Genomic DNA, 21,355 nt, shown 5'->3' on the forward strand with positions numbered 1-21,355 from the left:
CAGCGCACAAGCCTCGACTATACGCAAGCCCTCTCGGCACCTCGGTCCGGCCGCCTCATCCACTGCTAAAGTCCGGGGCTTCTACCCCTGTGTCTACCCATGATTCCCGGACCACTTTTCACACTGCCCATGCTGTTGCTGCTGCTCGCCCCCCTGGTGGCAGCCGGCCTGAGCCTGTGGCTGCTGCTGCGCGGGCTGTTCTGGTGGCGGCGCCATAGGCGCACACCCGCCTCCGAGCGCCCGCCGTTCTGGTGCTGGCCTGTCGTGGTGGTGGCGATACTGGCCCTGGTCGGCGATCTCTGGGGCCTGGTGCTGGCGCGCAAGCTGGTGCAGATTGAAGAGGCCGTGACGCTGCGGGCCCACTATCGCGAGAGCCGACAGCGCTTTGTGCTGCCCGAGGACTTCCGCTATGGCGAGCAGCTCTTCCCCAAAGGCACCTTGATCAATCGCTACGACGCTTTTGACAACGGCGAGCGCCAACGCCCGCTAGGTCTGCGAGGACTGAGCGCGGCGCGCTTTGCGCAGCCGGTGCAGATCGCGGGCGCCTGGGTCAGCGCCATCGGCAACCACACGGTGGAGCTGGCCCGCGACCAGCGCCTCGGCCCGGTGTTCCACTTCGATCCCAATGCCAAGCAGGGGTATGGTGACTGGGTCATCGACCCTAAGCGACCTTATCTGGAATGCCGCAAGGGCGATATCGCCAGCCTGCATGTGCCCTTGATCGACTATGACATCCAGGCCGAGTTTCTGGTCGGAGCCCCCGATGGCCCCGAGGCCCGCTACCGCCCCAGTCAATGGGGCTTCATCGACTGCCAGGCTGGCAAGCCCGCGATTGAGGTGCAGCCTGCCTATGACGGCCCGGCACCGCCGGGCGCACACCTGCCGGTATGGGGGACGCTGATACCAAATGAGGATTGAGCGAGCGACGCCAGGCTTGCCAGTGCTCTCGGCGCTGCCAGCGCCACTAGGGACGATACATGCGGAACTTCTGCTCATCGCCAATCGAGAAATAGTCTGCTGGCCCCCCCGCGCGCAGAATCACCCCGGAACTGGCCGTGTCGAACACACCGTCCTTGAGCAGCCGACGATCGATGTAGACCTTCACCACCTCTCCAAGCACGAGCCAGGACGGAATCGACTCATGGCTGGCCGTACGCAACTGGTGGATGTCGGTCAATCGGCATTCGAAGCTCACCGGGCTCTGTGCCACTCTTGGCACCCGTATCAGCTCCGAATCCACGGCTTCCAGCCCTGCCAGCTCGAACTCGTTCACCTCCGCAGGTACGGCTGCACAGGTCTGGTTCATGGCATCGGCCAGCTCACGCGTGGCCAGATTCCACGCGAACTCGCCAGTCTCCTGGATATTGCGCACCGTGTCTTTCCAGCCGATGCTGGAGAAGCCGATGATGGGAGGGACGTAGTTGAAGGCGTTAAAGAAGCTGTAGGGTGCCAGATTGACCTGCCCGCTCGCGCCCTTGCTCGAAATCCATCCTATGGGTCGCGGGCCGACGATGGCGTTAAAGGGATCGTGCGGCAGTCCGTGCCCTTTGCGGGGCTCATAGGTATGCGAGTCAGTTTTCATCGCTGGTGGTTCTGGCGTCTGGCCTGTCGGGAAGTGCCCAACTGCATTCTTGGGCGATAGTGCAAGTCTAACGGCGCGCTGAAGGAGTTCAGGCTGCTGGGGGGCCCATCCCGTCGCTATAGCCGCCTCGCACTGGTGATGTGCTCGCCGATGAGCGCCTGTTTTTGCGCAAAAAACCGTCCTTTGAATCTGGAGACCAGCGCCTGCCCCGAGCAACCAGTCGCTCCCGCAACTGCAAATGGCAGTCTACGAAGCTACAGCCAACTTTCTTTGACTACAGACCAGTTGGAAAGTGCACGCCAGCGCGCTGGGCAGCCTGCACGATATGCGCTGCCATGGCCTGCTGTGCCAGCTCCGGCCGGCCCTGGGCCAGACCGTCGATGATGGCCGCATGCTCCTCGCAGGTTGCATGGCGCGCACCACGCTTGTAGAACGGCAGCCGCTGGCTCTCCTGCATGACTTCGCCGCTGCCGCGCAGCACGTCTGCAATCGCGTGATTGCCGGAGATGGTGGCAATCTGCATGTGGAAATCGAAATCCAGGTGGCTGGCCTGCAGGAAGTCCGAGGCATCTATGCATTGCTGCATGCCCTGCAGATTGGCCTGCAAAAGCGTCAGGTCCTCAGGCTGCACCACCAGGGCCGCAAGGCGCGCCGCAAACCCTTCCAACGCGAAGCGCAACTGATAAACATCGGTGAGCGCATGCGAATCGGCAAAGCGCCAGGCTTCGCCGGCTGACGCCTCGGGTGCCTCGGTCACATACATGCCTTTACCGGGCCTCGCTACGACCAGCCCCAGCCCCTGAAGCGTGGACAGGGCCTCGCGCAATGACGTCCGGCTGATGCCCAGCTGCTCCGATAGATCGCGCTGCGAGGGCAGAAGTGAGCCCACCGGATAGGTGCCGGCTTCGATCCAGTCCCGGATCAAGCGGGCGGCCTGGCTGGCAACGGCGACATTGGAGGAGACAGAGGGTTCCATTCGGAGGTAATCGTTCATCGCAAAAGGGGTTGCGCGCCATCTTAACGACTGCGCGCACATCCCGCCTCGAACACCGCCCCCGGTAGTGCTCCCGACTGCACTACGGCAGTGCTTCCAGGCAGTGCCTGCCGCGATGCGAGGCTATTTGTTGACCAGCTTAGCCGGCACGGTATAGGTCAGAAAGGCGCCGAACAGCAGCACGCCGGCCAGCACGAACATGGCCGCATTGGTGCTCTGAGTCGCATCCTTGATCAGGCCGATCATGTAGGGGCTGATGAAGCCAGCCAGATTGGCGAAGGAGTTGATCAGCGCAATGCCGGCCGCCGCCCCTGCGCTGGACAGGATGGCCGTGGGCAGGCTCCAGAACAGCGGCGAAGTTGCAAGGCTGCCGCCCGCAGCCAGCGCCAGCGCCGCCAGGGACAAATAGACATTGCCGCTGAAAACAGCTGACAGCGTCAGCCCCAGCGCCCCCACGCAGAACGGCACGATCAGATGCCAGCGGCGCTCGCGCATGCGGTCCGAGCTACGGCTCACCAGGTTCATGGACACTACGGCCACCGAGAACGGTACCGCCGTCAGCAGGCCGATCTGGAAAGCGCCTTCCACGCCCGACTGACGGATCAGCGAAGGCAGCCAGAAAGTCAGGCCGTACTGGCCCATCACCGTGCAAAAGCAAATCATGGCCATCTTGATGATGCGCGGATCGGCGAAAAGCGCGCGCAGCGTCATATGGCTGTCGGCCTTGCTGGCGTTCTCGCGGGCGATGTTGCGCTCGAGCAGCGTCTTTTCCGATTCACTGAGCCAGTTTGCGCTGCGGATGTTGTTGTCCAGGTACCAGAGCACGGCCAAGCCCAGCAGCAGCGAGGGCACGGCCTCGATCAGGAACAGCCACTGCCAGCCGCGCAGACCGGCCACACCCTGCATCAACTCCATGATGCCGCCCGACAGCGGCCCACCCAGAATGCCAGAGACCGGAATCGCGCACATGAACAGCGCCACCATGCGTGCGCGTCGGTACGACGGAAACCAGTAGGTCATGTACAGGATCATGCCGGGGTAGAAGCCCGCCTCGGCCGCTCCCAGTAGAAAGCGCAGCACATAGAACTGCGTGGGTGTGGTCACGAACATCATGGCTGCCGAGATCAGGCTCCACATGATCATGATGCGGGCAATCGTGGCCTTGGCGCCTATGCGGTGCATGAGCATGTTGCTCGGCACTTCGAAGAAGAAGTAGCCGATGAAGAACAATCCTGCACCGAGGCCGTACATGGCCTCGCTGAACTGCAGATCCGCCAGCATATGCAGCTTGGCAAAGCCCACATTGACACGGTCCAGATAGGCCGCCACATAGCAGGCCATGATGAAGGGCAGCAGGCGCCAGGCGACCTTGCGGTAGACCGCGGCTTCTGCGGCGGTTTCGCCGGCCAGCGTTGCCGCCGGCGCGGCGGCGTCAGGGGTGGAGGAAAGGGATGACATCTTGGATCCTTGTTGGCGGTGGTTTTCGCAACTGGTATTACCGGTATGAATTAACGATCGCAACCATAATCAAGATCAAGACATTACGCACTCGCAATTACCCTAGCCAATCTTTCGAATTGCGATTTGACAAAGCCACTTTGGCAAAACATACTGGTATTACCAGTTAGACCAACCCAAAAAACAACCTTTTATGACCACTGTCCTGGCAACCACGCCCGCCTCCGGCGGCGCCCCTGTCCTCCACCGCCTTAGCATTCAGCCCCTGACTGCCGAAGCCTTTGCCCGCTTTGGTGATGTGATCGAAAGCGCGGGACATGCCCCCATACAGATCAACCATGGCATGACCGAGCGCTACCACGCACTGGCGCAGGTGGACACAGGCGGCGTCGAAGGCCATGCGCTGATCAACCTGTTCCACGCTCTGCCTTACGAACTACCGCTGCGGCTGGAGGAGATGGAACGGCACCCGCTGGGCAGCCAGGCCTTCGTGCCCTTGCAGGAGACCCCGTTCATCGTCGTTGTTGCGGCTGCGGGCGATAGCGTGCAACCGGGCAACCTGCAGGCCTTCGTGACCAATGGCCGCCAGGGGGTGAACTACCACCGCGGCGTCTGGCATCACTCCCTGATCGCCCTAAAGGCCTCTGCACGTTTTATCGTTGTGGATCGCGGCGGTCCCGGCCACAACTGCGATGTGGTGCCCATTGGCGACGGCAGCGGCGTATTGCTGGAGTTGCCGAACGCCAGCTAAAGCCCCGGAGTTTGAAGGCGCAATCACGATGCATATGTGTGCGTGCATGGATCAGGGCCGGTAGTGGGGCCGTGTCGACTTCTAGTGGGTCTGCCAGACCCGCATTAGCTGCCATTGGCATCTGGGAGTTGAGTCACTTCAGACAAATTGCAGCAGGCCGCCAGGCCAAGGGGTGACCGATGGCTCCCAGCCAAACGCAGCCGCCACTACCACCGGACTGGTCAGTCATAACAGGTACAGAAAGTCAGATCGGCGGGAACACGCTGTCGGAGGCAGCGCTGCATGGAGGTGTATTCGCACCTGCCCCCAGCCCTTGGTCAGCAGCAGCCAGATTGAGCACCCACTGACTGTATTGAAGAAATACACTGCCTCTCGATCTGCTTCGGGCGTTAACGGGTTCCAAGAGCCCTGCTTCAAGCAGATTCCGGATATCGACTTCAAACGCTACTCAATAGAACTATCAAGGAGACCCCGTGAACCGTCGACAGATACTTGCTTCCATTGCCGCCGTAAGTACGCTCACCACTATGGCAACCGTCCACGCGGAATCTGCTTTCCCGCAAAAGCCAATTACTTTTGTTGTTCCGTATCTGGCTGGTGGAACCACCGATCTTGTAGCGCGAGTCGTAGGTGAACACATGGCACGCACGCTGGGCCAGGCGGTGGTGATCGAGAACAAGCCTGGGGCCGGAGGCAATATCGGCATGGATGTCGTGGCCAAGTCCAAGCCCGACGGTTACACGATCGGTTTCGGAGCCATTTCCACCAATGCGCTCAACCCGCACATCTACAAATCGATGGCGTTTGATCCCCGCAAGGACTTCACTGCAGTCTCCATGCTGGGCTACTCTACCATCGTGCTGGAAGTAGCCAAGAGCTTCCCAGCAAACAATGTGCAGGAGTTCATCGCCTACATCAAAGCGAACCCAGGCTTTCAGTACGGTACTGCCGGCGCCGGAACCAGCATGCACCTGGCTGGCGTGATGTTCGCGCAAATGACAGGCCTGGATACCGTCCATGTGCCCTATAAAGGCAGCGTACCGGGTATTACCGACATGCTTGGTGGCCACCTGCCCGCCATGTTCGATAACCTGCCCGCTTCCCTGCCACACATCCACGCAGGCAAGCTCAAAGCACTGGCCGTGGCTGGTAGCGAGCGCAGTCCATCGTTGCCCAATGTGCCGACAATCGCGGAGAGCGGCCTCAAAGGCTACGCAGTCGATCCATGGTTCGGCGTATATGGCCCAGCCAAGCTAGATCCAGCAATCACAGCTAAACTCAATACTGCCATCAATCAGGCCCTGAGCGATCCCGCCGTCAAGGACAAGCTGGTGCAGGCCGGTTTCACCCCCAAGGGTTCTACAGCCCAAGGCTTCGAAGCGCTGACACAGTCCGAATACAAACGACTGGGTGACGTGGCACGTAAGGCCCAGATGCAGGTCAACTGACGACGGCCTCTGGCGGTCGAAGGGAAAGCCCAATGGCTGGTAAAGGTGGTAGCGGTCATCGGTCCAATAGAACGGGATGTCGGCCACCACCCTAATGCCGTCGCAGATCGACCGATCGCCATCTTTGACGCCAACTTCTAGCTTGTGCGTTTGCGAACGCGCTCCATCGCATCGGATGACAACGCAAACCCAAGCTTTTCAAAAAACTCCGGAGCCTGAGAGCGCGAGGCTCTGAGCATCCAAGTGATGCCCGCATCGTCGCTCACGACCTCCTTCACCAAGCTCTTGCCAATTCCCTGGCCTCGCCATTCCGGAGTGACCACAACCATTGACAGGTAGCCATTGGATAGCCCGTCGGTGATGGCGCGAGCAAATCCGATCACCTTGTCCTTTGAAACAGCTACAGCTACTCGTTGAGATGCAGAGATGAGGCGTTCAAGAAATAGATGATCCGGAATGCGGTGAGACCAACCATTGGAGGTCAGGAGCTGAAATGCACTGTCTAAATCAGTAGTTGAATATCTACGGATATGCGGTGTGCGGACTTCCATTTTCAAGCATTCGTTCAAGGGGAAATTTATGACGGTGAGAGGTCAGAACACGGTCTATTTCCAGGACTCAAAGAGAGTGCAGCACCTGGTCCCCTGGTGGCAGCTCTTGATCGGCAATCATACTTTTCTTGAAGAACGCTCTTGAGCCCCACAGGGAAAAGCGCGGGCCCCTCAGGCAGGTCGAGCTCAGCCAGATCAAACCATCTTGCAACGCATTGCATTCCACTGTCTTCTTGAAATTCAATGCTGCTCTGGCTCTTAAAAATTTCGATATCGAACAGCACTTCACAAATGAAAAGTACTTCGTGGCCGAGCTCCCCTTCATGGGTATATAGGTTCTCCATGACGAGTGGGGAACCCATTATTTGAACATCAACGTTCAGTTCTTCTTTGAATTCACGTATCAGCGCTGAGTGCCATGTCTCACCGAATTCGATGCTGCCCCCAAGAGGACGAACACCCTTCAGTTGCCCCTGATCATCCAATACCTCCACAGCCAATAACTTGCCTTCTCGCCAGTGAAGCCCAAGCGCTTTGACTTTGATGGATGCTGCAGGCCTCCACTTGCTTATGACCATAATTTGTCTCCGAGCAGGGGTTACCTGCCTTTATTGTGAATGCCTAAACAGGCTGGCTCTTGATCCCGATCTGCACCACCTGCGCTTGCTGCAATTGCGCGAGGGCGTGAAGGCACGACCGAACACGCACGACTTCGCCCAAAGACTCAAGCGCATGTAGATCATGTGTCAGTTGCCAATTCGCGTTAGCAGGCCCGGCACAGGCATCACCAAGTTGCATCTGCTCTGCCTGGCGGGCGTTGGGGCGCAAACACCTCAACCAGATGATCAACCAGCGCCTTGGTTTTGGCGGGCAGATGGGCTCCGCCATGGAACTGGACATACACATCAGCCGGAGGCAGTCGCCACTCGGGCAAGACCACCTTGAGGAGCCCTTCCCGAATGCGGGCCCCTACCTCCCACTCCGATCGCATCAGAATGCCGTGCCCGGCCATGGCCCATGCGGATGCCGACTCCCCGTCGTTCGCACTCAGAGGGCCCCGGACCTTGACAGTCTCTGCCTGTGAACCGCTGCGCAAATGCCAGGTGCCGAATGCCTCATCGCCCTCACGGATGAAAAGGCAGGCGTGCCGGGCCAATTCCTGCGGAGTGGACGGCTCTCCAGCCTCCTTCAAATACAGCGGAGAAGCGCAGAGCACCCGCCGGTTGCGTGCCAATACCCTGGCCGTCCAGCGTGAGTCCGGCATATCGCCCAGCCGGATGACCACATCGAAGTTGTCTTCGATGAGGTTGGCAGGACGGTCACTCAAGTGGAGCTGCACTTCGACCTCCGGGAAACGGCGTGCAAACACTCCCAGGGCTGGTGCGATGTGCTTGCGACCGAAGCCGAAGCTGGCGTTGACACGTATCAGTCCTTGCGGAACGGCTGCCACACCGCCGATGGCTCGTTCAAGGGCGCCCAGCTCGGTCAGAAGACGCCCCCCTTCCACCAGGTATCGCTCCCCTTCGGGTGTGAGGCTCATGCGGCGAGTAGTCCGTTGCATGAGGCGTGCGCCCAGCCTGGCTTCAAGTCCCGCAAGCCGTTTGCTGACCGCAGGGCCTGTGACACCCAGTTGCTGAGCAGCGCCTCGCATGCTGCCTTCCTTGCTGAGCATGGCAAAAAAGGCAAGGTCTGAAAATCCATCCATTGATAACTCCAGCGACCGAAAGCGATTCCTTCGCAGATATTGTATGCTTCTGACTCACCTGTGAAACTGCCAGCACTCCACGACATAGAGCGCGCACATGAATCGCACCCTTTATCGCAAGTTGGTCGACGCACATACCGTCGCCCAGCTCGACGAGCAGAACGTCTTGCTGTTCTGCGACCTGCATCTGATGAATGAGTACACCAGCCCTCAAGCCTTCGCAGGCCTGGATGAGCACGGGCGCCGGGTGCTCATGCCAGGCCAAAATGTGGCCGTTGTAAGCCATGTCATTCCGACGGAGCCAGGCACGATCCGGGTCATCCGAGACGCTGCGCCAGCGCTGCAGGCCAGCAACCTGCGCAAGAATTGCGAGCAACATGACATCCCGCTCTTCGACACCCAGGATGCCCTGCAGGGAATCGAACATGTTGTGGCGCCTGAGCACGGCATGATCCGCCCGGGCATGGTCGTGATCTGCGGGGACTCGCACACCACCACCTATGGCGCGTTGGGCGCCTTGGGCTTCGGCATCGGCACCTCGGAAGTCGAGCATGTGCTGGCGACGCAGACGCTTGTCTACCGGCTGGCCAAGGACATGCGCATTCGAGTCGACGGCGTGCTGCCTCTAGGCACGACCGCCAAAGACCTTATCCTCATGGTCATTGGGCATATCGGGGCCCAAGGGGCCCGAGGCCACGTCATCGAGTTCTGCGGCACGGCGTTCGAAGCGATGTCTATCGAGTCACGCTTCACCGTCTGCAACATGGCGGTCGAAGCCGGAGCTCGCGGCGCTCTGATTGCGCCAGACCGGAAGGCGGCCAAGTATGTGCTTGAGCGTGCAACGGACTTGCACGGTGTTGCGCGCGACGCAGCGCTTCAACATTGGGAAACCCTGCACAGCGATGAAGGTGCGGAGTTCCATATCGAACATCGCTTCGAAGCAAGCGATGCAGCACCCCATGTGACCTGGGGCACCAGCCCTGACCAGGTGATACCGATTGGCGGCGCGATTCCCGACCCGGCTACGCAGACCTCCGCGACAATGCGCCGCAGTACGGAGCAAGCGCTGCGCTATACCGGCCTGGCAGCAGGCGCCCCCCTTGAAGGCACAGCCATCCAGCATGTCTTCATCGGTTCATGCACCAACGCTCGCATCGAAGACCTGCGTGCCGTCGCGGAAGTGGTGCGCGGCCGCCGCGTTGCCAAGGGAGTGCGTGCCATGGTGGTACCGGGCTCCGGCGCGGTCAAGCAGCAGGCCGAAGCCGAAGGTATTGCAAGCCTGCTCATGGATGCAGGCTTCGAATGGCGGGAGCCGGGATGCTCGATGTGCCTGGCCATGAACGGAGACATCCTGGCGGACGGCGTCCGCTGTGCGTCAACGACCAATCGCAACTTCGAGGGAAGACAGGGGCGCGGCGCCATCACCCACCTCATGAGCCCTGCCATGGCGGCAGCCGCAGCCGTCACTGGCACGATTACCGACGTTCGACGTCTGGAGACCCATCATGCGTGAGCAACACATTCTGTCCGGAAAGATGGCGCCCTTGGCCATCGAGAATCTGGACACCGACCAGATCATGCCCAAGCAGTTCCTGCACGGCATCGACAAGGCCGGGCTCGACAAAGGCCTGCTGTACGACCTGCGGTTTGATGCCGAGGGCCGCAAGCGCTCAGACTTTGTGCTCAACAGGCCTGAACGCGCAGACGTCGAAGTATTGGTGGCAGGCGCGAACTTTGGCTGCGGCTCAAGCCGTGAGCACGCGGTCTGGGGATTGCAGCAATACGGCATACAGGCAGTCGTCGCCCCCAGCTTCGGGGAAATCTTCTACTCCAACGCGATGAACAACCAGTTGCTGCTGGTGATGCTCCCGGAAGAGGAAATCACCAGACTCATGGCCGATGCCGACAGCCCGGAGACCTCGCACATCCATATTGACCTTGAGACGCTTCGAGTCAGAAGCTGCAATGTGGATGCATTCTTTACGCTGTCTGAGCGGCACCACCGCATGCAACTGGAGCGCCGGGACCTCATTGGCATGTCTCTGACCTACCAAGCCCAGATCGAACAATTTGCGCACCGTCACTGGGAAGCCCATCCCTGGATGAAAAACGTGGCCTCGCACACTCGCCGGCAGCTGGGCCATACTCCGCGAGCGCAGGGCATTGCCCACTTTGGGGGGGTCGCATGATGTTTGAAGGCTTCACTGCACAAGATGTACCGGTCAACGGCACGGTACTTCGCTGCCGCGTAGGAGGCTCCGGGCCTGCTTTGCTGCTGCTGCATGGACATCCGCAGACCCACGTCATGTGGCACCGGGTGGCGCCTGCTCTTGCCGAAAGATTCACTGTGGTTTGCGCAGACCTGCGAGGCTATGGCGATTCTGCAAGACCCGATGCGGGCCCCGAAAGCCACGCCTACAGCAAGCGCACGATGGCGGCAGATATGGTGGAGCTGATGTCCACGCTGGGCTTTGCACAGTTTCACATCGCTGCGCATGACCGGGGCGCCCGCGTGGCCCACCGGCTGCTGCTCGACCATCCAGGCCGTGTCCAGCGTGCGATGCTGCTGGACATTGCGCCAACGCTCGACATGTATGAGCAGACAGGTGAAGCGTTCGCCAGGGCTTACTGGCACTGGTTCTTTCTTATCCAACCTGCACCACTGCCTGAGAGACTTATCGAAGCGGACCCTTGCGCGTACATCCGGGACGTGATGGGCCGACGCCACGCCGGGCTTGGTGCCTTTGCGCCTGAAGCACTGCAGGAGTACCTGCGCTGCATTGCCATCCAGGGTACCGCTGCATCCATCTGCGCGGACTACAGAGCTTCCGCAGGCATCGACCTGGAGCACGACCGCGCGGATCGGGCCAAGGGACAAAAGGTGATGGTGCCACTGAGAGTGCTCTGGGGCGCGGAAGGCGCGGTTGGCCGCTGCTTTCCGGTGCTGAACCTGTGGCGCAAGGCTACAGCCGAAGTCACGGGAAAAGCGCTCGACTGCGGGCACTACATCGCCGAAGAACAGCCTGCACATTTATTGGAAGAGATGCTGGACTTCTTCGCCACCAGATGAGCCAACATTGAAGAGAGGCTCGCAACAGACCAGGCAATACCGCCGCCGCGGCATTCCAGGTATGCCATAGGCCTCACTTTCCTCTCAGCCCTCTAGCTTGCGCGCCACATGCGATCAACACACCCACGCCGCCTGCGACTTGGTGACAGAGCCGACTAGCGGGCCTTCCTGGACAGGAACTCCCCCATCAAGTTCGCGGGATCGGCCGATTCATAGGCAGCGCCGAAGATTTCAATGCTGTGGCGTATGCTGCCGTCCAGATGCGGCGCCTCACCGGTGCGCAGCACTCTTTTCTGAGCTCGCATGCCGCTGGCGGACAACCCGGCCAGACCTGCTGCCAGCGCTTGGGCTGCGGCCTCCAGCTCAGGCCTTGGCACCACGTCGCTGACCAGCCCCCAGGCTTGCGCCTTCTGCGCATCGATCGCCTCCCCGGTCAGCATGAGCCAGCGCGCATGCCCCTCCCCTATCAGACGACTCAAGAATGCGCCCTGAATGACTGAAGGGATGCCGATTTTCACCTCGGGCATCACAAACCGGGTGTCATCCGCAGCGATACGCAGATCGCAGGAGGCCGCGAACTCCAGCCCGACACCGATGCACCATCCCTGCAGGGCGCAAATGCTGGGCACGGGAAGATCCCGTGCTGCCTCGCACATTTCCGACAGGGCTGCGATAAACCGGCGCGCGGACTGCGGCGTAAGCGCCGCCAACTCCCTGATGTCTGCCCCCCCGACAAATGTCTTCGTGCCAGCCCCCTTGAAGACTACGACGCGCACCGCATCGTTGCCGGCCAGCGCGCGCAGCTGAGCCGCCAGCGAGAGCGCGGTCGAGCTGCTGATGATGTTCAAGGGCCCACCTGCGGCAAACTGAACAGTGGCTATGCCGTCTGCCGAAATCTCGATGGTGGCGGCCTCGGCCGGATTGCAAAGTGATTGATCAGGATTCATGGTGTCGATGATTTGGAAAGGTATTCGTCCGTGTGCTGCCCCGCCCTTGGCGCCAACCCGCCACGAACACCGGCAGACATGCTCGCCGCCCACTCGGGCTGCCCGTCTCTGGCATTGAGCTGAAAAAAACCCGTGCTGCGCAGATGCTCATCGTCAAACAGATCTTCGACGCTATTGACCCGGGCACAGGGAATTTCCGCAGCGCCGAGTATTTGCAGCCACTGCTCGGTCGTCCTGGATGCGAGAACCTCGGAGACAAAGCGGTAGATCGTGTCGTAATGCTCGGCTCTTGTCGCGGCCGAGTTGAAGCACTCATCCAGGTGATAGCGCTGCGGCTCACCGATGACCTCGAAGAAGCTCTTCCAATGCTTGTCGTTGTAGACAATCACGGCGATATGTCCGTCGGCCGTCCGGTAAGGCTTGCGATGCGGAGTCAGCAGGCGGCTGTAGCCGGTCTGCCCCGTTGAAAGATCGAAGGTGCGCTGCCCCATGTGATCGGACAGCACGAACTCCGCCATCGTCTCGAACATCGCCACGTTGAGGTAGCCGCCCTGCCCGGTTCGCTCTCGCCGCATCAGTGCCGCCAGAATCTGGTGAGCCGCCGTAATCCCCGTCATCCGGTCGGCAATCAGGCCAGGCAGATAGCCTGGCTCCGTGCCCATCTGCCGTGCAAACAAGGAAGCCAGGCCGGACTCTGCTTGAATCACATCATCGAAGGCAGGGCGATCTGCGTAAGGCCCGGATGCGCCGTAGCCAGTCAGCTCCGCGTAGACGATATCGGGGTGCAGCAAGCGCACGCTTTCGTAATCCAGCTCGATTCTTGCGATGGCTGCAGCGCGGATGTTATGCACGAACACGTCAAACTTCGGAATGGCGCTGCGGATCCACTGTTGTCCTTCGACGGATTTCAGATCGACCACGACCGAGCGCTTGTTTCGGTTGGCGTGCAGGAACATGGCACCCATGCCCGGCTCCAGCTTGGCGCCCGCATGGCGCATGATGTCGCCCTCCGGAGGCTCCACCTTGACCACTTCCGCGCCATACCCTGCGAGAATCTGCGTGCAGACCGGCCCCATGATGACCGAAGTGAGGTCAAGCACCCGCAGACCACTGAGGGGGCCATTCATTGGTACTGCGCTCATTCCGGCTTGACTCCAGCGGCCTCGGCACGCTTCATCCAGACCTGCTTTTGTTCGGCAGCGAACTTGCGATGTTCATCCAGGGAGTTGGGCGACACGCTCATCCCTGCTGCCGACAACTTGCTCACGGTGAGCGGGTCGCGCAAAACCTCGTTGGCCTCGGCTGCCAGCTTCTCAATCACGCCGGCTGGCGTTCCTTTGGGCGCAGCGAGCCCGACCCAGACGACCAGGTCGAAGTTTCGATAGCCCAACTCGGGCAGCGTCGGGACATTCGGAAACTCCTTGAGGCGCCCTGGCGCCGACACCGCAAGCCCTCTGAGTCGCTCGCTCTGTACAAAGGACTTCACGACAGAGAGATCGGCGAAAAGAAAGTCCACCTGTCCACCAAGCAGATCGGTCACCGCTGGAGGCTGACTTTTGTAGGGTACGCCCAGTGCCTTCACGCCTGCCAGCGTATTGAAGGTTGCTGCGGCGATTCGGGCGGCCGCGGAACCGTAGGCATAGCTCAGAGGCTGCTGCTTCGACAGCTCCTGCAATGCGGCTACGCTGTCGACCTTCAGGCCGAGCCGCGCCACCAGCATCATCGGGATGGAGGCAATCCTGGTGATATGAACAAAGTCTTCAGTGCCGTCATAAGGCACCTTGGCAATCAAGGCGCCTGCGGCCGAATGGGTCGAGCTGCTGGTCAGCACCAGCGTGTATCCATCAGGTGCGGCTGCCGCAACGCTTGCCGAACCGATGGTGCCGCCTGCTCCTGCCTTGTTATCGATGACCACGGGCACGCCCAGCCGGGCGGATAGGCCATGCGCCAGCACACGACCTGCCGTGTCCGTGGCACTGCCCGCGGTGAACGGGACGACGATCTTGATCTGCTTGCCCGGATAGCTATCGGCCTGCGCCGGTGCAGCCAGGCTCAATACGGCCAGACAGAAGGCTGCGACGGCCCCTAGGCGTCGGCTTGCGCGGCCGGTTGCATGAATGCTCAAGGTGTTACCTCCAAAAATCGCTCCGTCTTGGAAGCGCTGAGGCAATGATCAGCCGTGGAGACTCATTCAACAATCGACTAATTTTCATCAAAAGATTCCTGTTCAGAATGAGTGGCGAAGCCCTCCCCCGAGCGTCAGCAAGTTCACCCATGCTGCAGCGCAGCGGGCGGCAAACCAGCACGCAGCGCTTTGGGCAAGCTGGTCATAATGCAGGCAGGTTGCAGCCGCCTCGGCACCGCATCGGGTATGCGGCATCGCCTCCGCTATCGGCCAGTACTCTGTCCGGAGCCACCTTGTCCAGCGAGATCCCCATGAGAATGAACGTGACTTTGCGCCAGTTGCGCGTTTTCTGTGCAGTCTATGAGCGCCGCAGCTTCACCTCGGCTGCCGACGACATGCACATGACGCAATCGGCAGTGAGCAAACTCTGTGCGGAGCTGGAGTCCGAGATCGGGCTGCCGCTTTTCGAGCGCACCACGCGTCGTGTCACCCCGTGCGACGGAGCGGCAGAGCTCTATGAATATGCGCAGGAAGTGCTCAACACCATGCGGCTGGCCGGCCGGCGTCTGTCGGCACTTCGCACGCTGGACCAGGGCAACCTCAGCATCGCTGCATCGCCCATGATGATGTCCGGACTTCTGGCGCCCGTCATCGAGGCGTTCGCACGCGATCACCCCCATGTCCACATCGACCTGCATGAACTGACCACGGATGAATCCGTGGACTATGTCCGAACCGGACGATGCGATTTCGGACTGGTATCCATTGCCGAGCACGATCCGCAACTGGAGTCCAAGGTGGTTTGCGCGGAGCTGCTGTGCCTGGCCTGTACACCTTCCCATCCATTGGCGGCGAAGAAGAGGATCACCTGGGGCGAAGCTTCGGACTACCCCCATATCACGCTGCGCAGCGTGTACAGCACGAGAAAGACCATCGACAGAATTCTCAAGGCTCAGGGGCTTGAGCTGCGTTCAACGATACAGGCGGGCACCTTGGCAACCTCGCTCAGGCTGGTGAAGGCCAATCTGGGCGTGACCTTGATCCCCAGCTATGCCAGGGAGTTTGCACAAGACCTGGGACTGAAGGTCATGGAGATCTACGACAAAAAGTCCTATCCCCATGAACTGTCCTTGCTGACGCGCCGCGGCCTCAAACCCTCGATCGCCGCCACTGCCTTCATGGATGCGCTGCAAGTACATCTGCAAACGCGAGCAAGGCGCAGGCAGAGCCCTTGAAAGTGCCGCACTCAGTGCGCCGGATCTGGCTGTATCTTCGCTGTCGTGACGATGGCCTGCCATTTGGAGAGTTCCGCGCCCACATAGGACTTGAACTCTGGCGCGGACATTCCCGCGTTGGTAGTTCCACGATCCAGCAGCATCGCTTTGAATCCAGGCTCGGCCATCGAGCGTCGGGCCAGTTCGTTGAGCTGCTGGACGATCGCGGGCGGTGTGCCTGCAGGCGCATACAGGCCGATGAAGATCTCGGTTTCGTAGCCGGGCACGCCTTGCTCGGCAATTGTGGGCACATCGGAAAGCGCTGCGCTGCGCTCCCTGGTACTCACGGCGATAGGACGAAGCGTCCCCGAGCGAATGAACTGAACCGCTGACAGAGCATCCACGAATGAGGCATCGATCTGGCCACCGATGAGATCGTTGATCGCCAACGCCGTGCCTTTGTAGGGAACGTGAAGCAATGGCGCACCGGTCCTGCTTGCCAGCAGCTCTCCTGACAAATGTGTCGTCCCACCGGTCCCTGAGGATCCATAAGATACGCCGCCTTTGCGCCGGGCTTGCTCCAGCAGTTCCTTCAAATTCCTTGCCGGATTGGCTGGATTCACGACAAGCACGTTCGGGGTACGTGCCAGCATCGCTACGGGCTGGAAATCCTTGACAGTGTCATATGGCAGCTTCTTGTTGATCGCCGGGTTGACGACATGTGCCGTGGTGGTGATCAATAGCGTATATCCGTCCGCGCGAGACTTGGCCACTCTATCGGCTCCGACAATACCTCCGGCGCCCAGCCTGTTGTCAACGACGACCGGCTTCTGCCATTCCTGCTGCAGCGTCTTGCCGAGCTGCCGGGCCAAGATATCAGTCATTCCACCGGCAGCAAATGGAACCACCAGGGTAATGGGCTGATGCGGATATGCCTGCGCATCCTGTGCCACCGCCACCGCAGGCATGACGCAAGCAAACATGGCATGAACAGCATGGCGCCGAGAAATGAGCTTCATGAGACGGTCTCCAGACTAGAGTTGATGACGCCAGGTTCAGGCGCGGCGAAATGGACTGGTATCAGTGCATGCGATTCACGAGTCTCGAGAGGTATGCCGCATCGCGGTATACCCGCTTGAGATACAGATGTGCATCGTGCTCCCAGGCAAATCCGATCGCTCCATGCACCTGCAGGGAGACCCTCGTTGCCAGCTTGGCCGCACTGGCAGCAAGACGATCCAGTCGTTGCGCCTTGGCCACGAAAGCGCTCGCATCGTGACTGCGAGCCAGATCGCGCGCGGCATACCGTGCGTTGTCGATGCCGACCCAGGCATTGGCGAGCGAATGCTTGACGGCCTGAAACTCGCCGATGCGTTTGCGGAACTGAATTCTTTCCTTGGCATAGGCAATCGCCAGGTCTAGAGATGCAGCTGCGGCACCAATCATCTGCCCGTAGCTGAAGACCAGATACGCCCTGAGAATGTTCTTCACCTGCTCCGTTGCAAGCGTCAGCCGATACTCTGCATGCCCGGATGCAGAATCATTGACCGGCATCGCGACGGGAACTCCCGCATCAAGCCCTTGCACGCAGGACTGCCGGCTGGCAAGCCGCCGTGCAAGAACAGCGCCATCCAGTACGCGGAACCGAAGGTAGCCGATGCCGTCACCAAAGTAATCCATCGGAGCACAGGCCTCCATCTCACCGATATCGACACGGCCGGCGACCGGCAGCCGTTGATCCCATGAGCCCCCCAGAACCCTGGACATGGCATCCGGGTCTGCATCCTGCAACGGCTTGACGACAAAGGCACCGAAGGCAAAAGGCAGACACAGCAGATATCTGCCTGCGATCTCTCCCAGCTGCAACAGCTCTCCCCCCATGGCCTCGGACATCTCCTCTCGACCGAGATCCAGCCAGCCGCCTTGCGCCAGCTCCGTCCATGCCTGACGCGCGGCTGCACTCAGCTGGCCATCATCAGCAAGCGCAACACGGGCCAGACGGACCGGGTGACATTCGGCCAGCAAGCGCTCGAAGGCGGGAGCAAATTCATTGTCGGTATTGTCGGAATTCATGTGATGCCCTAGCCCTTAGGCAGACCCAGGATGCGCTCTGCAATGATGTTTCTCTGCACTTCCGATGTTCCGGCCACAATGGTTTCCGCGCGAGACCACAGGAACTCGCGTGCAGCGCCAGCGGCCATGGGAAAGCGCTCGGCAGCAGCTGGCCCAATCGCCGCCATTTCGCCAAGCAGCTCCATGCGAATTTCCATGACCGACTGACGGGCCTCGCTCCACAGCAGCTTGAGCACGGTGCCATCGACCCCCGGAGTCTTTCCCTTCGCAACACGCTCCAGAATGGCGTCCACCCGCATCCGTATCACGGCACAGGTGTCGCTCAAGCCTGCCAGACGCGCTGACAGCTGCGTTCGCGGAGCCTCTGCCAGAGTCTGGCGCGCGGACAGTTCCAGGACTTCATCCAGCTCGGCTTGCAGCTGGATGACACGAGGAAGAAAGTAGATTCCCCGCTCATATTCGGCGGCAGCCATGGCAATCCGCCAGCCATCGCCCTCCTCTCCGACCAGGTCCGTCAATGGGACCTCCACATCCTCGAAGAAGCACTCGTTGTAGTCGGCTTCGCCCGTAATCTGCCGGATCGGCTGCACGCGCACGCCAGCAGCCTTCATGTCGATGAGCATAAAGCTCAGACCCTTGTGCGCCATCGCATCGGCCTGGGTTCTGAGCAGCGCAAAACACCAGTGCGCCGCATGCGCCTGCGTCGTCCAGATCTTGTGTCCATTGACGATCCAGCGCCCGCCTTCAATCCTGGCTCGGGATGCAACCGACGCAAGATCCGAGCCCGCAGACGGCTCCGAGTAACCTTGACACCATATCTCCGTGCCCAGACGGATGCCCTCCAGAAACCTGCGCTTCTGATCGTCCGTGCCGAACTGCAGCAGCGTCGGAGCCAGAATCGAATGCGCGATGCTGTTCAGCGGCTGCGGAGCCCGAAGCACCGCGCACATCTCATGGAAGCGGATCAGCGTTTGCGTATCCAGGGCCCGGCCGCCATATTCTCGCGGCCATGTCAAAGCGACGAGATTGGCCCGGCAAAGCTCCTCGTTCCAGTGTCTGCGGCATTCCGGATGCGGAAACTCCCAGACAGCAAACCTCTGGCGCAAACGCAGCATCGTGCGCTCCAGCCACTCCCCTGCGTCATGCAGGAATACTTCGGAGCTGCTGTCCCGAATCCCGGCAGCAATGTGATTCGTCATGCGAGTCTTTCCTCGGACTTTCCTGCATCCAGCACCTTGGCGTGCGCATTCCATCGCAAGCGGCCATCCACCCTCCGCCTGACTTCCGCCTCATCGATGCCGCGTACCAATGCAATCGGGTGAAAAGCGTTCTCGACAATTTCAAAAACGCCCATTTCGGTGTACACGCGATTCACGACGGCCTGACCTGTCAATGGCAAGCGGCAGCGTTCGCGCAGCCTGGATGTCCCGTCGCGGGTGCACGAGTCCATCATCACCCAGACCGCGCGTGCCCCCTGTGCCAGATCCATGGCGCCGCCGACCGACGGCAAGGGGTCGTCCTCGCCCAGCGACCAGTTGGCCAGATCGCCGTTGGCAGCCACTTCGAAGGCCCCCAGCACGGTGACATCGAGATGACCGCCACGCATGATCGAGAACGACAGCGCATGATCAAAGATCGAGGCTCCCGGAATCAGATGCACAAACTCCTTGCTGGCATTGATCAGATCCGGATCCCCCTCTTCCTGCGCCTCCAGGCCCCGCATTCCCAGAATCCCGTTCTCGCTGTGAAGCAACACACCTGAATCGGCGCGCAGATGACGCGCCACCAGGGTGGGCATGCCGATACCCAGATTGACCGCGGAACACCTGGGCAAGTCATGCGCAACCAGATCCGCCAGCTCGCTTCGTGAAAGAGTCTGCATGCTCATATCCTCACCAGTCTGTCGACCAGAATCCCCGGCGTGACAACGTCTACCGGATCCAGCTCGCCCACGGGAACCAGGGACTCCACCTCCACGATGGTGACGCCGGCCGCCATGCACATGACCGGACCGAAGTTCCGCTGCGCATAGCGATAGACCAGATTTCCCGAATAGTCCGCAGTGCAAGCTTTGACAAACGCAAAGTCGGCATGCAGCGGCTGTTCCAGCACATATCCCCTGCCATCGATCACGCGGCACTCCTTGTCCCTGGCGAACGCCGTTCCGTAACCCGTCGGCGTAAAGAATGGCCCCAGGCCAGCGCCTGCGGCGCGCATGCGCTCGACGAAAGTGCCCTGTGGCATGACCTCCACGGTCAGCTTCCCGGCCTCCACCTGGCGCCGGATCGTCTCCGATCCCGGCATGCGCGGGTAAGAGCACAGAATGCGGCGCACACGGCTGGCGTCGACAAGACGCAGAAAGTTCGGATCGCCGGCGCCGGCGTTGTTATTGATGAGGGTGAGATCGCCCACGTCCGTGTCCTCGCACAGAGCCCTCAACAGCTCGGCCGGGATTCCCGATCCCCCGAAGCCACCGACAAAAATCGATGCGCCCGAGCGTATATCCCCAATGGCGGCCGAAATATCGGTCTGCTTGTTCCTGAAGGCATGCATCACTGTCGCTCCCATTGCGCCTTACCGTACGCAATCTCGGATCCACTGTTTTCCGAGATGCAGCGGAACGCGGCCTGGTCGCCGTCAGCCCACAACTGCACCCTCATCGTGTCCCCTGGATAAAAGACGCCGGAGAATCGCACCCGGAAATCCGAAAGCACTTCCCGGCTCGACTCGGGCTGCACGCAGCGCAATGCCCGGTTCACCATCCCCACGGTTGCTGCACCATGCAAAATTGGAGCTGAAAATCCCGCATCGCGCGCCGCCCGGGCATCCACATGCAGAGGATTCCGGTCGCCATTCAAGCGGTAGATGGCAGCCTGATTTCTGGCGGTCGGGAGCCTGATCTCCAGGTCGCAGCTTCTCTGCGGAGCTCGCTCTACGGGCTCGGGCAATGGATCGGACCGCTGCGAATTTCCTGCCGAGTAGCCTCCATCCCCTCGGCAGAAATTGGTCTGTTCTACGCAGGCCACCAAATCACCAGCCTCATCCCGGAGCTCACGCGCCATCACGACCACAGCGCCCTTGCCTTCACCCCTGTCGGAAACACTGAGGACGTGGGTCGATCCGTACAGCGTGGCCTCCACCGGCAAGGCCTTTTTGATCTGCAGACGCTGCTCGCCATGGACAATCCGTCTCCAGTTCAGCCCATATCTCGCGTCCCGCATCCAGAAACCTGCATAGCCGACAACGCAAGCCATGGCAGGCAGAGTCTGGAGCTGTTCCTCGTACAACAGCGCCAGCTCATCATTCAACGGGGCCTTGTCGCCGAGACCCGCTCCCACGCTCAGGGCGTAGAGAATGCATCTGTCGCGACCATACGAATCCCTCACCACAGGAAGCTTCAAGGCCTTCAGTTGCAGATAGTCGAGAGCCATGGAGCA

Annotated in this window: 22 protein-coding genes; 7 read left to right on the top strand and 15 right to left on the bottom strand. The window is 60.6% G+C overall.

Annotated elements, in window-relative coordinates:
- Nucleotides 1–129: 129 nt before the first annotated feature.
- Entirely contained in the window at nt 130–918 is a 789-nt protein-coding gene (locus F3J24_RS16490) for a hypothetical protein (protein ID WP_167008590.1), read from the top strand.
- Between the two features lie 46 nt (nt 919–964).
- On the opposite strand, the gene F3J24_RS16495 is transcribed toward F3J24_RS16490, so the two are convergent.
- The 3 genes from F3J24_RS16495 to F3J24_RS16505 all read right to left on the bottom strand — a co-directional run bounded on the left by F3J24_RS16495 (nt 965) and on the right by F3J24_RS16505 (nt 4,034).
- Nucleotides 965–1,582, bottom strand: coding sequence for a flavin reductase family protein (locus tag F3J24_RS16495; protein ID WP_003053183.1), 618 nt, complete (start codon nt 1,580–1,582; stop codon nt 965–967).
- Nucleotides 1,583–1,856: 274 nt separating this feature from the next.
- Entirely contained in the window at nt 1,857–2,576 is a 720-nt protein-coding gene (locus F3J24_RS16500; RefSeq protein WP_167008593.1) for a FadR/GntR family transcriptional regulator, read from the bottom strand.
- Between the two features lie 123 nt (nt 2,577–2,699).
- Nucleotides 2,700–4,034 carry an MFS transporter gene (locus F3J24_RS16505; protein WP_043374135.1) on the bottom strand — a complete coding sequence of 445 codons (1,335 nt, stop codon included), beginning with the start codon at nt 4,032–4,034 and terminating at the stop codon, nt 2,700–2,702.
- 193 nt (nt 4,035–4,227) lie between these two features.
- Here F3J24_RS16505 and F3J24_RS16510 point away from each other — a divergent pair, with 193 nt between their 5' ends.
- Nucleotides 4,228–4,785 carry an ureidoglycolate lyase gene (locus tag F3J24_RS16510; protein WP_167008596.1) on the top strand — a complete coding sequence of 186 codons (558 nt, stop codon included), beginning with the start codon at nt 4,228–4,230 and terminating at the stop codon, nt 4,783–4,785.
- A 473-nt stretch (nt 4,786–5,258) separates the two neighbouring features.
- Nucleotides 5,259–6,233, top strand: coding sequence for a tripartite tricarboxylate transporter substrate binding protein (locus tag F3J24_RS16515; protein WP_167008599.1), 975 nt, complete (start codon nt 5,259–5,261; stop codon nt 6,231–6,233).
- A gap of 137 nt (nt 6,234–6,370) precedes the next feature.
- On the opposite strand, the gene F3J24_RS16520 is transcribed toward F3J24_RS16515, so the two are convergent.
- The 3 genes from F3J24_RS16520 to F3J24_RS16530 form a co-directional block, all read right to left on the bottom strand.
- Nucleotides 6,371–6,802: a GNAT family N-acetyltransferase gene (locus tag F3J24_RS16520; protein ID WP_370527736.1), complete on the bottom strand. Its 432-nt coding sequence runs from the start codon at nt 6,800–6,802 to the stop codon at nt 6,371–6,373.
- A gap of 8 nt (nt 6,803–6,810) precedes the next feature.
- Nucleotides 6,811–7,362 (bottom strand): NUDIX hydrolase, encoded by a 552-nt coding sequence (locus F3J24_RS16525; protein WP_167008602.1) that lies wholly within the window; start codon nt 7,360–7,362, stop codon nt 6,811–6,813.
- Between the two features lie 206 nt (nt 7,363–7,568).
- Nucleotides 7,569–8,489 carry a LysR family transcriptional regulator gene (locus tag F3J24_RS16530; RefSeq protein WP_167008606.1) on the bottom strand — a complete coding sequence of 307 codons (921 nt, stop codon included), beginning with the start codon at nt 8,487–8,489 and terminating at the stop codon, nt 7,569–7,571.
- Nucleotides 8,490–8,586: 97 nt separating this feature from the next.
- Here F3J24_RS16530 and leuC point away from each other — a divergent pair, with 97 nt between their 5' ends.
- From leuC to F3J24_RS16545, 3 genes are read left to right on the top strand one after another with little or no spacing between them, the layout of a single operon-like run.
- Nucleotides 8,587–10,002: a 3-isopropylmalate dehydratase large subunit gene (gene leuC / locus F3J24_RS16535; RefSeq protein WP_167008609.1), complete on the top strand. Its 1,416-nt coding sequence runs from the start codon at nt 8,587–8,589 to the stop codon at nt 10,000–10,002.
- Complete coding sequence (gene leuD, locus F3J24_RS16540) at nt 9,995–10,678, top strand: 3-isopropylmalate dehydratase small subunit (RefSeq protein WP_167008612.1); 684 nt, start codon at nt 9,995–9,997, stop codon at nt 10,676–10,678. Before leuC ends, leuD begins: the two co-directional genes overlap by 8 nt.
- Nucleotides 10,678–11,559: an alpha/beta fold hydrolase gene (locus F3J24_RS16545; protein ID WP_205244848.1), complete on the top strand. Its 882-nt coding sequence runs from the start codon at nt 10,678–10,680 to the stop codon at nt 11,557–11,559. Before leuD ends, F3J24_RS16545 begins: the two co-directional genes overlap by 1 nt.
- Before the next feature lie 155 nt (nt 11,560–11,714).
- Here the strand turns inward: F3J24_RS16545 and F3J24_RS16550 are convergent, their stop codons facing one another.
- The 3 genes from F3J24_RS16550 to F3J24_RS16560 are packed head-to-tail and all read right to left on the bottom strand — an operon-like array spanning nt 11,715 to nt 14,631.
- Complete coding sequence (locus F3J24_RS16550) at nt 11,715–12,506, bottom strand: enoyl-CoA hydratase (RefSeq protein WP_167008618.1); 792 nt, start codon at nt 12,504–12,506, stop codon at nt 11,715–11,717.
- Nucleotides 12,503–13,648 (bottom strand): CaiB/BaiF CoA-transferase family protein, encoded by a 1,146-nt coding sequence (locus F3J24_RS16555; protein WP_167008621.1) that lies wholly within the window; start codon nt 13,646–13,648, stop codon nt 12,503–12,505. Before F3J24_RS16555 ends, F3J24_RS16550 begins: the two co-directional genes overlap by 4 nt.
- Nucleotides 13,645–14,631, bottom strand: a complete 987-nt coding sequence (locus F3J24_RS16560; RefSeq protein ID WP_167008624.1) for a tripartite tricarboxylate transporter substrate binding protein — start codon at nt 14,629–14,631, stop codon at nt 13,645–13,647. The genes F3J24_RS16555 and F3J24_RS16560 overlap by 4 nt, the downstream gene beginning before the upstream one ends.
- 317 nt (nt 14,632–14,948) lie before the next feature.
- Between F3J24_RS16560 and F3J24_RS16565 the strand changes: the two genes are divergently transcribed.
- Entirely contained in the window at nt 14,949–15,866 is a 918-nt protein-coding gene (locus tag F3J24_RS16565) for a LysR family transcriptional regulator (protein ID WP_167008627.1), read from the top strand.
- 11 nt (nt 15,867–15,877) lie between these two features.
- Here F3J24_RS16565 and F3J24_RS16570 read toward each other — a convergent pair whose 3' ends face one another.
- The 6 genes from F3J24_RS16570 to F3J24_RS16595 all read right to left on the bottom strand — a co-directional run bounded on the left by F3J24_RS16570 (nt 15,878) and on the right by F3J24_RS16595 (nt 21,349).
- Nucleotides 15,878–16,864, bottom strand: coding sequence for a tripartite tricarboxylate transporter substrate binding protein (locus tag F3J24_RS16570; protein ID WP_167008630.1), 987 nt, complete (start codon nt 16,862–16,864; stop codon nt 15,878–15,880).
- 61 nt (nt 16,865–16,925) lie between these two features.
- A complete protein-coding gene (locus F3J24_RS16575; RefSeq protein WP_167008633.1) occupies nt 16,926–17,918 on the bottom strand; it encodes an acyl-CoA dehydrogenase family protein in 993 nt (330 codons plus the stop codon).
- Between the two features lie 8 nt (nt 17,919–17,926).
- Nucleotides 17,927–19,117, bottom strand: a complete 1,191-nt coding sequence (locus F3J24_RS16580; protein ID WP_167008636.1) for an acyl-CoA dehydrogenase family protein — start codon at nt 19,115–19,117, stop codon at nt 17,927–17,929.
- Complete coding sequence (locus tag F3J24_RS16585; RefSeq protein WP_167008639.1) at nt 19,114–19,800, bottom strand: CoA-transferase; 687 nt, start codon at nt 19,798–19,800, stop codon at nt 19,114–19,116. The genes F3J24_RS16580 and F3J24_RS16585 overlap by 4 nt, the downstream gene beginning before the upstream one ends.
- A 2-nt stretch (nt 19,801–19,802) precedes the next feature.
- Nucleotides 19,803–20,486 carry a 3-oxoacid CoA-transferase subunit A gene (locus F3J24_RS16590; protein ID WP_240154350.1) on the bottom strand — a complete coding sequence of 228 codons (684 nt, stop codon included), beginning with the start codon at nt 20,484–20,486 and terminating at the stop codon, nt 19,803–19,805.
- On the bottom strand, nt 20,471–21,349 hold the full coding sequence (locus F3J24_RS16595; RefSeq protein ID WP_167008642.1) for a MaoC/PaaZ C-terminal domain-containing protein: 879 nt from the start codon (nt 21,347–21,349) through the stop codon (nt 20,471–20,473). The genes F3J24_RS16590 and F3J24_RS16595 overlap by 16 nt, the downstream gene beginning before the upstream one ends.
- Nucleotides 21,350–21,355: the final 6 nt, after the last annotated feature.

The sequence above is a fragment of the Comamonas sp. Tr-654 genome (genome assembly GCF_011752915.1).
In the GTDB taxonomy this organism is placed as follows: Bacteria; Pseudomonadota; Gammaproteobacteria; order Burkholderiales; family Burkholderiaceae_C; genus Comamonas.